We start from the raw sequence: 12,796 nt of genomic DNA, 5'->3' as shown, positions 1-12,796 counted from the left end.
GCCGAGCACGCCGCGCTCGTCGAGGAGGCCGCGGCCGGCGCCGTCGTGACCTTCGCCGGGGTGGTGCGCGACCACGACCACGGCCGCGGCGTGGTGAACCTGGACTACGAGGGCCATCCCAGCGCGAAGGCCGTCATCGGGGAGGTTGCCGACGCGGTGGCCGGCCGGCACCCGGGCCTGCGGGCGGTCGCGGTGAGCCACCGGACCGGCGCCCTGGCGATCGGCGACGTGGCGCTCGCGTGCGCGGTGGCGGCCGAGCACCGCGGGGAGGCGTTCGCGGCGTGCTCGGACCTCGTGGACGATGTCAAGCGCCGGCTGCCGATCTGGAAGCACCAGACCTTCACCGACGGCTCCGACGAGTGGGTCAACTGCCCCTGAGCGCCCTGCGGGAGCCGCTCACGTAGGCAGCGGGACGAAGGGGAAGGGCTCCACCGCCCGGGGGATTGCGGTGGAGCCCTTCGTGCCTCGTGCGTGTGGCTACCTCAGGCGGTTCACTTGGTGGCGATCTTCTGACCCACCAGGATCAGGTTCGGGTCGCCGATGAACTGCTTGTTCTTCGCGTGCAGCGCCTGCCAGCCACCCTTCACCTTGTGCTCGCGGGCGATCTTGGACAGCGAGTCGCCGGCCTTGACCGTGTAGTCGCCCTTCGGGTTGGACTTCGCGAGCACCGGACGGACCGGCGCGGCCTGCTGCGGCGCCTCGTACGAGCTGGACTCGTTCGAGGTCTGCTCCTGCTGCTGCGGCTGCGGTGCGCTGTAGCCGCCCCCGCCGCCGCCGGACGAGCCGCCACGGGCGCCACACACCGGCCACGCGCCGATGCCCTGCGACTGCAGGGTGTTCTCCGCGACCCGGATCTGCTCGGCCTTCGACGCGTTGGCCGGGTTGCCCGAGCCGCCGTTGGCCTCCCAGGTGCCCTGCGAGAACTGCAGGCCACCGTAGTAGCCGTTGCCCGTGTTGATGCTCCAGTTTCCGCCGCTCTCGCATGCTGCGATGGCGTCCCAGTTGACCGGGTCGGCCTGGGCCGGGGTGGTGGCGACCGCCAGCGGAACACCGATCACGGCGCCGGCAACGACGACGCGGGCGATGCTGCGCAGAGCGACGGACGGCTTGCGGTGCTTGCCTTCGTACGTCATTTCCTTCTCTCCCTCAACGCCTACGCGTGCCGCGCTGTCGGGCCGACCCGTGGGCCGCGCCGGCTCGCCGGCCACCACTCCTCGCGTCGGGGCGCTCGTCGTGGACCCTCGTCCCGGTCCGGAGGTTCTCTTTCAGTCGGGGGTATTTCCTCGCGGGTGCCCGCCGGACCGGGTTTGGCGTTACGGGCACTCGTGTCTTGCGTGGCTGGTCGGGGGACCAACCGGAGGCGACGGTACGTAAGAAATTCGGCGATTGAAAATTTGAAGGGACGTGACCGTCGTCACAGTAACGGTTATTGACGTGATTCGATCTGCATTGTTCACGCAGGTCAAAGCGATGTTATGGATCCTTTATAGGCCTTAATCGCGGCAACATAATTCACTCTAAGTGAGGCGCTTGTCACGTCGGAAGAGGGCGGTAACCGGCCTCGTAAACCGTTACCCGAATGGCTGGTGGCAGCCCTCTGAAATCGGTTCGTTACCTGCTGCAATGTGCTACCTAATTCGGGGGATCTCGTGCTGAGTGATCACGGCGGCGACGCGCCGTGTCGCCCCGGCGTGTCGGCGGTGTCGCGGCGCTCGCGTCACGCGCGCCGGCTCGACGGTCGCCCGGACGAGGCGCATTCGGACAATTCGGGTGGACGCAGCGTTAGCGCCCGGCCCGGCAGGTGAGTCAGCCTCCGGCGAACGGCGGCAGTACGTCGACCTCGCTGCGGTCGGGCAGCGGGACCGAGGTGTCGCGCACGGCGACGCCGTCGAGCAGGAAGCTGCACGCGGTCAGCACGCGGGCGAGGGCGTCGCCGTGCCGGCCGGTCAACTCGTCGACGAGGTCGCGCATCCGGGCGGCACCGGCCAGCTGGACGGTCTCCTCGTTGACGCCGGCGGCGGCGCGGGCCCCGGCGAAGTAGCGCACCCGCACCGTGGCGGCGGCTGGGGCGGTGGTCACCTGCACAGGTTAACCGCCGCGACACGCGGGCCCGGCGTGGTGTGCGGGACGATGAGGCCATGGCCTGGACCTACCTGATGGACATGGACGGGGTGCTCGTGCACGAGGAGCACCTGATCCCCGGGGCGGACAAGCTGATCGAGGAGCTGCGCGCCAAGGACGTCCGGTTCCTGGTGCTCACCAACAACTCCATCTACACGCCGCGGGATCTGCGCGCGCGACTGCGGCGGACGGGCCTCGACGTGCCGGAGACGTCGATCTGGACCTCCGCCTTGGCCACGGCGACGTTCCTCGACTCGCAGCGCCCGGAGGGGTCGGCGTTCGTGATCGGGGAGGCCGGCCTGACGACGGCGCTGCACGAGATCGGCTACGTGCTGACCGATCGCGACCCGGACTACGTCGTGCTGGGCGAGACCCGTACGTACAGCTTCACCGCGATCACCAAGGCGATCCGGTTGGTGGAGCAGGGCGCCCGCTTCATCGCGACCAACCCGGACGCGACGGGCCCCTCCCGCGAGGGCTCACTGCCGGCGACGGGCTCGGTGGCCGCGCTGATCCAGCGGGCGACCGGCCAGGCGCCGTACTTCGTCGGCAAGCCCAACCCGCTGATGATGCGCTCCGCGCTGCGCTCGCTGGGCGCGCACTCGGAGTCGACGCTGATGATCGGCGACCGGATGGACACCGACGTGCGGTCGGGCCTGGAGGCCGGCCTGCGCACGATCCTCGTGCTGACCGGCATCTCGACCCCGGACACCGCGGAACGGTTCCCGTACCGGCCGAGCCGGGTGATCGACTCCGTGGCGGACCTCGTCGGCCAGGCGGACGACCCGTTCCCGGACACCTGACCCGAGACACGAGACGGACACACGAGACGGACACACGAGACCCCGGCCGCGCGGTGCCGCCCGCGCCGACCGGGGTCTCGCATGTTCCCGAACTGACTGCCGCTCCCACCACGAAGCGACGCCGATTAGGCTAGCCTAACTTAAGTCTCCCGCGCAAGCCTCCGGTCAGGGCACGCGGGCCTCGACGACGTCGAACATCGTCGAGGTGCGAGTGATGCCGGCGTACTTCAGGCCGGCACGCTCGAAGAGCTCGGCGAACTTCGCCTCGCTCCGCTCGCGGCCGCCGAGGAGCAGCAGCATCTGCAGGTCGAGCAGCGGCGGGAACGGGTGGTCCGGGCGCTCGGGCAGCACGAGCTCGATCACGAGAACCCGCGCGCCGGGCGCGGCCACCCGGACGACGTTCTCCAGCGCCCGGGCGCAGTCCTCGTCGTTCCACATGTGCAGGACGTTGCGCAGCACGTAGGCGTCGGCGCCCTCCGGAACCGAACCGAACGCGCTGCCGGCGATCACCGAGCAGCGATCGGCCAGCGGTTCCTGCCGCAACTCCGGCAGCGCGCGAGCGATCACCGGCTCGATGTCGAACAGCACCCCGCGCAGCCGCGGGTGGCGCACCAGCAGGTCGCGCAGCAGCACGCCCTGCCCGCCACCCACGTCGACGACCGTGTCCGTCGTGCTCAGGTCGAGCGACTCCGCCTCGTTGGCCGAGCCGGTCAGCAGCGTCATCGCCTTGTTGAACAGGCCCGCCGCCCCCGGGTTGTCCTGGGTCAGGTAGCCGAAGAAGTCCTTGCCGTGGCGGTGTGCGAACGGACTGGTGCCGGTGCGCACCGCGGTGGTCAGCTCGTCCCACGTCTGCCACATCCAGTCGGCGGTGAACAACTCCGCCAGCGTCCCGCCCGCGTCCTGGGCGAGCGGGGCCGACCGCGGCGTGTGCGCGTATCGGTCGCCGTCGACGCGCCGGAAGAAGCCGAAGCTGGACAGCGCCTCGAGCAGGCGGGCCAGTGCGCTCGCGTCCGCGCCCACCCGGTCGGCCAGGTCCCCGACCGCCACCGGCTCGTCACCGATCTCGGTGGGTAAGCGCAGCTCCACTGCGGACTTGAGCAGCTGACCGAGGGCCATCTGCATGAAGAACGGCACGACCTGCCGGGCGGCCGGAGGAAGGATCGCGTCGGTGGGAGCGTCGGTGGTGGTGTCGGTCATCGCAGGGTTCCCTTCAGGACACCGAATCCAGCGGGGTGCGCAACTCTGTCACCGAACGGGCAAATCCGACAAGGGCCGATCAGGCGTTCAGGCCGCGTCCTGCTCCAGCTCCCGCACCGGGACCGGCGGCTCGGTCTGCCGCCGCCGCAGGACGCTCCACCGGGGCCTGGTCGGTTCGCGGTCCTCGACCCCGCCGCGCCGCGCGAGCATGATCCCGCACACCACGGCGCACACGGTCGCGACGATCCCGCCGATCACGAACGGCGACCGGCCGCCCAGCGTCGCCGCCATCCACCCGGTCATCGGGCCACCGATCGGGTTCCCGCCGACGAACACCAGCATGTACAGCGCCATCACGCGCCCGCGCATCTCCGGCGGGGTGCCCAGCTGGATCGCCCCGTTGGCCGTGTTGATGAACGTCATCATCGCGGCCCCGACCGGGATCAGGGCCAGCCCGAACGCGAGGTAGGTCGGCATCAGGCCGGCGACCACCTCGAACACCCCGAACGTCACCGCCGCGCCGATCAGCAGCCGCCGGCTCGGCTTGCGCCGGGCGGAGCGGCGCACGGCGAGCAGGGCCCCGCCGAACGTGCCGACCGCGAGCAGCGTCGACAGCAGCCCGTAGCCGTCGGCCTGCCGGTGGAAGACGTTCGCCGCGGCGATGGCGAGCGTGGTGTTGAACGTGATCGCGAACGTGCTGACGCAGAGGATCAGCATCAGCACCGCCACGATGTCCGGCCGCCCGCGCACGTACCGCAGGCCCTCGCGCAGCTGGCCGCGCCGCCGCGCCGGTGCCGGGTCGCGGTGCAGCTCCGCGGGGTTCATCCGGCCGAGGTTGACGATCACGGCGAGCGTCGAGATCGCGTTGATCAGGAACACCCAGCCGGTGCCGGTCCAGATGATCATCATGCCGGCGATCGCCGGGCCGACGATGCGCGCCATGTTGAAGCTGGTGGAGTTCAGCGCCACGGCGTTGGTCAGGTGCTCCTTGCCGACCAGCTCGCCGGCGAACGACTGCCGCAGCGGCGGGTCGAACGCGGTGAACATGCCGAACACGAGGCACAGCAGGTACACGTGCCACAGCGCGACCAGGCCGCTCACGTCGAGCAGGCCGAGCGCCAGCGCGCACGTCGCCATGCCGGACTGCACCAGCATCAGCATTTTGCGCTTGTCGTGCCGGTCGGCGAGCACGCCCGCCCACAACGTCAGCAGCAGCGTCGGCGCGAACTGCAGGCTCACGGCGACGCCGAGCGCCACCGGGTCGTATCCGGACAGCTCCAGGACGAGCCAGTCCTGGGCGATGCGCTGCATCCAGGTGCCGACGTTCGAGATCACCAGGCCGGATGCGTACAGTCGGTAGTTGCGAATCCGCAGCGATGCGAACATGCCGCGGCCAGATCTAGCGTTGTCTCCCACTAATCCTGTTGGCTCGCCATCCGGTCGAGGATCTCCGACGCGCGGGACAGGAGCTCCCGCTCCTGCTCGGTCAGCTCGGCAAGCCTCTTGTCGAGCCATGCCTCCCGCGCCGAGATGTCGGCCAGAATGAGCACGCTCCCCTCCTCGGTGATCTCCACGATGGCCTGCCGGCCGTCACTTGGATGCGGTCGTCGGCTGACGTAGCCGTGCTCCTCGAGAGCAGCGATCACCCTGGTCATGGAAGGGGGTTGGACAACCTCCTTGGCCGCGAGCTCGCCCGGGGTGAGCGGGCCGCGTTTGTACAGGCAGAACAGCGCGGAGAGTTGGGTGAGCGTGATCGAGGAGGTGGGTCGCTGGGCACGGAGCCTGCGGTTCAGCCGCACCGTCGCCAGCCGCAACCGGCTGGCGAGCGAGTGCTCGGCCATGTCATGCTCCTTGCTCGACACATCGTTAGCATACCTTACGAATTGCGCCGCGTCACAATGATCACCCCAGCGCGGCCTGGATCGGCCCGATCGCGAAGTACACGACGAACAACGCGGCCACGATCCACAGCAGCGGATGCGTGCCGCGTGCCTTGCCGGTCGCCGCGCGCAACAGCACGTAGCTGACGAAGCCCGCGCCGATGCCGTTCGCGATGGAGTACGTGAACGGCATGACGACGATCGTGAGGAAGGCCGGGAGCGCGATCGTGAAGTCGGTGAAGTCGATCTCCCTGACCTGCGCCATCATCAGCACGCCGACGACGACCAGCGCCGGGGCCGCGGCCTCGACCGGAACCGCCTGGTACAGCGGCGTCAGGAACATCGCGGCGATGAACAGCAGCCCGGTGACCACGTTCGCCAGGCCGGTGCGCGCGCCCTCGGCGATGCCGGACGCGGACTCGATGTAGACCGTGTTCGAGCTCGACGACGCCGCGCCTCCGGCCACCGCGCCGACGCCGTCGACGAACAGCGCCCGGCCGACCTTCGGCAGCTTGCCGTCCTCGTCGACGAGCCCGGCCTCCTTGCCCAGCCCGGTCATCGTGCCGATCGTGTCGAAGAAGTCGGTCAGCACCAACGTGAACACGAGCAGCACCGCGGTGATGATCGGCACCTGCACCCACGCGTCGAAGTTGACCTGGCCGACCAGCGAGAGGTCCGGCGCGCCGACCACGTCGTCCGGCAGCGCCGGGTAGCCGAGGTTCCAGCCCGTCGGGTCGGTGCCCGCGTACGGTCCGGCGTCCACAATGGCCTCGACGACGATCGCGATGACCGTGGTGACCAGCACGCCGATGAGGATCGCCGCCTTGACGCGCCTGGCGACCAGGATCCCGGTGATCACCAGCCCGACCACGAACACGAACGTCGGCCAGGACGCGATCGAGCCGTTGATGCCGAGTCCTACTGGGACGGTCGTGTTCGCCTCGTCCGGCAGCCGGCGCACGAACCCGGCGTCGACGAGTCCGATCAGCGTGATGAACAGGCCGATGCCGACCGCGATGCCCGCCTTCAGCGACGGTGGCACGGCGTTGAACATCATCGTCCGCACGCCGGTCATCACGAGGATCAGCACCACGACGCCGTTGACGAGCACCAGGCCCATGGCCGCCGGCCAGCTCATCTGCGGCGCGATGCTGAACGCCACGAACGCGTTGATGCCGAGCCCGGTGGCGATCGCGAACGGGTAGTTGGCGACGAGTCCGAAGAGGATCGTCATGACCCCGGCGACGAGCGCGGTCACGGCGGCGACCTGCCCCGCGGGCAGGATGTCGCCGAACGCGTCGTCGTGGGTGGCCGGATTGTTCGGGTCCGCCGTGAAGCTGCCGATGATGAGCGGGTTCAGCACCACGATGTAGGCCATCGTCACGAACGTGACGAGCCCGCCGCGGATCTCCCGGGCCGTCGTGGAGCCGCGCTCGGTGATCTTGAAGAAGCGATCCAGTGCCGACGTCGCTGTCCTGTCCGCCATGAGGCGGTAGCCTCGCGCATGTGGCAGGCGAAGCGGAACCCGACGCGCGGATCGAGACACAGAAGTCACCTCCGCCGCCGCTGCCGCAGCGTCTGCTCGCGCTGCCGCCCGTGGTGTACACGGGGACGGCGTTGTGGCTGGTCGCGGCGATCGTGCTGCTGATCGCCCGCTACGCGTTCGACGCGGGTCCGCCGATCTGGCTGTGGACCGCGCTCACCGGTTTCGTCCTCGGCGTCATCGGGATTCCGGTCATGGCGTGGCAACGCCGAGCGTCCCGCCGCGGCGCGCGCGGCGCGCAACGCAACCTCTAGCCGCGCCCTAGCCGAGCACGCTTTCCGGGTCGTCGAGCAGTGCCGCGAGCAGGTGCCGGTCGGCCCAGCGGTCGCCGGCCCAGGCCAGTGCTCGGGCGAGCCCGGGGGTCGAGTCGACGCAGTGCGGCACGCCCTCGTCGACCCACCAGGACACGTCGTGCTCGCTCAGTCCTATCCGCACGGTCAGCCGGTCGTGCACGTACGGCCCACCCGGCGGCACGGCGATCCCGGCCAGGTCGCACGCGTCGACCACGGCGCCGAGGTCGGCCCAGCGCACCGGCTCGGCGGAGCCGGTGACCGTCCCGGTGACCACCTCGGCGGCGAGCGGCAGGTCGAGCAGCTCCGCCAGCGGCTCGGCCAGTGCGGGGTCCGGCCCGGCGCCGATGACGCGCTCGGGCTCGACCACGCCGAGCAGCCAGGGTGCGTCGAGCACGAGCCCTTCCGCGGCCGGGACCACCTGCCCGGTCAGCGAGCGGACCGCGTGCGGCGCGTGGAGGTCCGCCGGTTCGATCACGCCGTCGCGCACGGCCGCGGCGAGCGCCGCGTGGGCACGCAGGGCGGCGCCCGCGGGCACGTCGCTATCCGGGTCGGCCAGCCGCTCGAGGAGCTCGCCCGCGTCGTCGCCCACCCGCAGCGTGGCGCGGACGCCGACCGCGGTGAGGACCGAGTCGGCGACGTCGATCGGCGGGACGGGGTCGTACAGCCCGGCGAGCTCGGTGGCGTCCGGCAGCCGCCAGGCACGCGGCGGCCGGCCGGCGATCAGCGCGTGGTGGGCGATCCACCAGCCGGTGTAGCCGCGGGGCTCGTGCAGCGCCTGCCAGGTCCGCGGCTCGGCGGCCAGCAGCCGGAGCGCGGCCGGCCACGCGTCGTCGGCGACGAGGTCGAGGTCGCGCACGGCCGTCATGCTGGCCGGCGGCTCGGGGAGACCGTCCCACCAGTCGTGCTCGTCGGCGAGGTCGTGGTCCGGTCCGGCGGGCTGCTCGTCGACGACGACCGCGAACGTGTCGAGCACGCCGATCGCGGTGAGCACGTGCTTGCGCCAGCGCGCCGCGACGTCGTCACGCAGGACGCCGATCGGGGCGTCGGGGTCGAGGACGTCGAGGAGGGCGGCGCCGGGCAGGGCGAGCTCGTCGGCGCGGCGGTGGTCGCCGGCGTCGTCGGGGAGCGCGAGCGCGGCGAGCCAGGGACGCTCGCCGGGCCGGGCGCCGGTCTCGCCGACGAGGGTGAGGACGGTGTGCCGCAGCGCCGTGACGTCCATTCCGGACTCGGCGTCCTCCAGGCTGCGCTCCACGGCCTCGCGGGTGGAGTCGAGGAGGTCGGCGGCACTCGCACGCCGGGCGCCCAGCCGTTCGAGAAGGGGGTGGACCGCGTCGGGGTGGACGATCGCGAGGTCCAGCTCGAGGTCGGTGTCCTCGGCGATGAGCAGGCCGCGCGGGCCCGGGCGGGTGCGCCCGTCGGTGAGCGGTACCGGCAGCGCGCCGAGCGCCTCGCGGGCGTCTCGATCGACGTCGGCGATGGGCGCGAGGGCGGCGTAGAGGCGGTGCCACCAGGCCGGCGGCCGGTCGATCCCGGTGACCCGGTCGACGATGTCGGCGATGGTGAGCCGGGTGACGTCGAGTGCCTGGAGGGCGGCGTCGTGCTCGGCGGTGGTCAGGCCGTCGACGGTGTCGTCGAGCGCGTCGACCAGCTCCGGGGCGGGGACCGTGCGGGCGTGCCGCGGTTCGACGGCGCCGGTTCGGGTGGGCAGCCAGGCGGTGGTGCGCAGCGCCTCCGCTATCCGGGCGCGGAGCCTTTCGTCTACTTCGGACAGTGGGAAGCCGGCCCGGGGGACCAGCCGGGTCCGGTCGTGGGGTTCACGGAGCTCGAGGAGCCGCGGGTAGGTGCGGGCGGCGTGGTCGAGGACGGCGTCGGTGGCCGGGCCGGGCCGGACGCGCCGGCGGTCGGCCTCGATGGGCAGGGCGGCGATGAGCCGGGCGGGGAGGGACAGCCGCTCGTCGGTGCGGGTGGGCGCGTGGAGGACGTCGTCGCCGAGCGGGGCGTCCAGCCGGGCCGCCCAGCAGACGGTCCACTGTGGACGCGCCTCGGTGCCGAGCCCGGTGAGGTCGGCCAGCTCGCCGTGCTCGCGGACGACGAGCCAGCGGCTGGTGCCGCCGGGGCCGTGGATGTCCGTGCGGGGGCCGTCGTCGTCGCGGCGCCAGGTGTCGCCCTCGATCTCGATGGTGCCGAGGCTGTCGAGGGAGAGCAGGAGGTCGGTGACCTGCCGGGCGAACTCGTCACGCAGCTCGGCGGGGTCCACGCCGTCCCGCAGCGGCAGCCGCACCTCGGTGTCGAACCCGTCCGGCGGCCGCTCGTCGGTGGGCCAGACGAGCCGCAGGACCGGGACACGCCCGCTCCGCCCGGTGACCTCCCGGGTCCGCTCCGCGGAGAACGTGACCGACCCGGTCCGCGACACGACCCGCGGCGCGTCACTGACGGCCAGCACGGCCGCGAACCCGACCCCGAAGCGCCCGACGCCGTGCTGTTTGGCGGACGCCCGCAACGAGGCCAACGAGGCCACGCCGGCGGCGTCCAGCGGCCGCCCCGCGTTGGCCACCCGCACCTCCCGGTCGACGAACGACACCCGAAGCCGCCCACCCGCCTCGGCCGTGTGGGCGGCGGCGTCGGCCGCGTTCTGCGCGAGTTCGACGAGGAGCCGGTCGCGGTAGCCGCCGAGGAAGAGGTCCTCCTCGGCGTTGGCGTCCTCCCGGAAGCGAGTGGGGGAGTCCCGCCAGGAGGCCAGCACGGACTCCCGAAGAGCCTCGGTCCGGAAGGGATCACTCACCCTCAGGCCGTCGCTCATCGGCCCACGGGAAGCGCGGCCGCTCGACCCGCCCAACCTCGGAGGCCGACCACAGCCCACCATCATCGGACGGCGCGTCCACCGAACGCCCGGACCTGTTCGGTTCCTCGGCACGGCCCGCCGCGGCCTGGCCGGCGTCGTCGGCCAGGCTCGTGTCCTGGCTGGACTCCTCGGCCACGCTCGCGTCGTCGGTCTGGGCGGGGTCGTCGGTCTGGGCCGGGTCGTGTGGGTCCCGCGCGGTGTCCGACGGCCTCGCGTCCACCGCTTCCGCAGCGGGCTGGCTGTCAGGGGCCGCCGGTTGGCTCGCCTCGGGTGGCCGGCCCTGGGATTCCGGCTGCCGATCCTGGGCCGCTACGTCCTTGGCTGGCGGGTGGATGGTGTCGGCCGTGGGCGGGCTTGCGTCGGCCTGGCCGATGGCCTGTGCCGCGGTCTCGGCCCCCGGCCGGCTCACCTCGGCCTGTTGCCCGCCGAGCGCCGGTCCGAGCGCATCGGCCGGCTCGACCTGGCCTGCCAGCTTGTGGGCGCCGGCGTCCGTTTGGGTTTCGGTCGCGGGCTGCATCGGCGGCCAGGTCTCGTGCGGTCGGGCCTCCTCGCCGGCCGCCGACTGCCCGGTCTGGGTCGCCTCGCCGGCCCGCCACGTCCAGGGCCGGTTGACCTTCGCCGCCTGCGCTTCGTCGACGGACGTGTGGGGGTCACTCGTTGGGTCGTTGACGGGCGGCTGGGTCGGGTCGGTCGCCGAGGGCTCGGTCGTGGGTGGCTCGGTCGTGGGTGGCTCGGCCGGGCTCGGTTCCGCCGTGGTCATTGCGTCTGTCATGGCGTCCTCGGCGTCCTCGCGGGGCCGCTCCGCCTCGCTCGGGTCCTCCTCGTCCCGGTTGGCGGTGCCCTCCGGGTGGACCCACGGCGTCAGCGTCGAGAGCGCGCCGGACTCCCTGGGCGCGACGGTCGAGGTATCCGCGGTGACCAGCGGCTCCAGCGGCGCGACCGCCTCCGAGTCCGGTGGCTCGGCCCGCACCGCGGGCTCGGTCGGGCCCAAACCCGTCGGGCGCGGGGCGGCCGGAGTCGTCTCGTCGTCGGGCGGGACCGTGGTGGTTTCCTCGTGTGCCACCGGCTCGGGCCGCATTGCCGCTTCCGGCTCGGCTGGTGGCGTGACGGTGTCGGTCGGGGACGCTTCAGGCGCTGTGTCCGCCGGTTTGGTTGCCGCTGTGGGTGCGCCCGGGGACTCCGGAACCGATAACTCGCGCGGCGGTGCGGTCTCTTCGGAGGATTCCGCGCTCGCCTCGGGTGCGGGCTGCTCGGTCTCGGCCACGGGCGGCTCGGTCGCGGGCGGCGCGATCTCAGCGGCGGGCGGCTCGGGCTCGGGTGCTGGCTCGGCCTCAGCTGCGGGCTGCGCGGTCTCAGCGGCGGGCTGTTCGGCCTCGAATGTGGGCTGCTCGGCCTCGGGAGCTTCGCCCAGCCCGGTCTTGGCAGTGGTGACCTCGCCTGCGGGCTCGGTACCGGCCGGAGGCGCGTCGGTCGCCGCTTCCGGTGGCGTTGGCTCGGTGTAGGTGGCCTCGGCCGGTCCGACCTGAGTGGGTGCTTCGACCGCGGGTTCGGCGCAGGTTGGTGGTGTGCCGGCTTCGGGTGCCGTTGGCTCGAGGTGGAGTGCCGGTGTCTCGGCGGGCTCGCCGGCGGTGGTCGGTTCGGCCGCGGGCCCTTCGTCGACTCGCGACTCTGCTTCGGTGGCTTCGGCTGTCGAGGGCCGGAGGTCGGTTTCGGTTGGCTCGGGCTCCGGGGGAGTGGCCGCGTGCGCCGGGGATTGCTCGGTGGCCGGCGCGCTGACCGGTGCCTCGGTGGCGGGGGCGGTGTCGGCGGTGGCCTCGGCCGGCCGAACCTCGGCCTCGTCGGCCGGGGTTGCCGTGGCCTGCGCCTCGGATGCCGCGACGTCGGGCTCCGGGACTTCGGCTTCCGGTACCTCGGTCGTGGCAGCTTCGTTCATTGGCGCTTCGGGCGTGGTCGCGGTCCCGACGGCTCCGGCCGCCACGGACTCGGTTGCGGCCGCGTCAGGCTCGGGCGCCGCCTCGGGTTCGGGCATCTCTGCCTCGGCGGCCTCCGGCTCCGGCACCTCGGCCGCCGGCACCTCGGCCGCCATTGCCTCGGCCGCCATTGCCTCGGTCTCGGCG

11 protein-coding genes are annotated in these 12,796 nt (G+C 72.3%); 3 read left to right on the top strand and 8 right to left on the bottom strand.

What is annotated here, in order from left to right:
• Positions 1 to 378, top strand: a 378-nt coding sequence (locus tag ACRDTB_RS34155) for a molybdenum cofactor biosynthesis protein MoaE (RefSeq protein ID WP_431436356.1), incomplete at its 5' end; no start/stop codon positions are given.
• A gap of 113 nt (positions 379 to 491) precedes the next feature.
• Here the strand turns inward: ACRDTB_RS34155 and ACRDTB_RS34150 are convergent.
• Together ACRDTB_RS34150 and ACRDTB_RS34145 are read right to left on the bottom strand one after the other, a co-directional pair.
• On the bottom strand, positions 492 to 1,133 hold the full coding sequence (locus ACRDTB_RS34150) for a transglycosylase family protein (RefSeq protein WP_431436354.1): 642 nt from the start codon (positions 1,131 to 1,133) through the stop codon (positions 492 to 494).
• 673 nt (positions 1,134 to 1,806) lie between these two features.
• On the bottom strand, positions 1,807 to 2,079 hold the full coding sequence (locus ACRDTB_RS34145) for a MoaD/ThiS family protein (protein WP_431436353.1): 273 nt from the start codon (positions 2,077 to 2,079) through the stop codon (positions 1,807 to 1,809).
• A 59-nt stretch (positions 2,080 to 2,138) separates the two neighbouring features.
• Here ACRDTB_RS34145 and ACRDTB_RS34140 point away from each other — a divergent pair, with 59 nt between their 5' ends.
• Complete coding sequence (locus ACRDTB_RS34140) at positions 2,139 to 2,924, top strand: HAD-IIA family hydrolase (RefSeq protein WP_431436351.1); 786 nt, start codon at positions 2,139 to 2,141, stop codon at positions 2,922 to 2,924.
• Between the two features lie 165 nt (positions 2,925 to 3,089).
• Here the strand turns inward: ACRDTB_RS34140 and ACRDTB_RS34135 are convergent, their stop codons facing one another.
• The 4 genes from ACRDTB_RS34135 to ACRDTB_RS34120 form a co-directional block, all read right to left on the bottom strand.
• The gene (locus ACRDTB_RS34135) at positions 3,090 to 4,121 is read right to left on the bottom strand and encodes a methyltransferase (RefSeq protein WP_431436349.1); all 1,032 of its coding nucleotides are present in this window, start codon (positions 4,119 to 4,121) and stop codon (positions 3,090 to 3,092) included.
• Between the two features lie 87 nt (positions 4,122 to 4,208).
• Positions 4,209 to 5,507, bottom strand: a complete 1,299-nt coding sequence (locus ACRDTB_RS34130) for an MFS transporter (protein ID WP_431436348.1) — start codon at positions 5,505 to 5,507, stop codon at positions 4,209 to 4,211.
• Positions 5,508 to 5,536: 29 nt separating this feature from the next.
• Entirely contained in the window at positions 5,537 to 5,962 is a 426-nt protein-coding gene (locus ACRDTB_RS34125; protein WP_431436347.1) for a MarR family winged helix-turn-helix transcriptional regulator, read from the bottom strand.
• A gap of 61 nt (positions 5,963 to 6,023) precedes the next feature.
• A complete protein-coding gene (locus ACRDTB_RS34120) occupies positions 6,024 to 7,487 on the bottom strand; it encodes an NCS2 family permease (RefSeq protein ID WP_431436346.1) in 1,464 nt (487 codons plus the stop codon).
• Between the two features lie 20 nt (positions 7,488 to 7,507).
• Here ACRDTB_RS34120 and ACRDTB_RS34115 point away from each other — a divergent pair, with 20 nt between their 5' ends.
• Entirely contained in the window at positions 7,508 to 7,798 is a 291-nt protein-coding gene (locus ACRDTB_RS34115) for a DUF2530 domain-containing protein (RefSeq protein WP_431436344.1), read from the top strand.
• Between the two features lie 7 nt (positions 7,799 to 7,805).
• Here the strand turns inward: ACRDTB_RS34115 and ACRDTB_RS34110 are convergent, their stop codons facing one another.
• Positions 7,806 to 10,637, bottom strand: a complete 2,832-nt coding sequence (locus tag ACRDTB_RS34110) for a sacsin N-terminal ATP-binding-like domain-containing protein (RefSeq protein ID WP_431436343.1) — start codon at positions 10,635 to 10,637, stop codon at positions 7,806 to 7,808.
• On the bottom strand, positions 10,612 to 12,796 hold a 2,185-nt coding region (locus ACRDTB_RS34105; RefSeq protein WP_431436341.1), incomplete at its 5' end, for a hypothetical protein. The genes ACRDTB_RS34110 and ACRDTB_RS34105, both read right to left, overlap by 26 nt.

The sequence above is a fragment of the Actinophytocola sp. genome (genome assembly GCF_050699935.1).
In the GTDB taxonomy this organism is placed as follows: Bacteria; Actinomycetota; Actinomycetes; order Mycobacteriales; family Pseudonocardiaceae; genus Actinophytocola.
The sequence above is the reverse complement of the archived record's forward strand: the minus strand, read 5'-3'. Positions and strand labels throughout refer to the sequence as shown.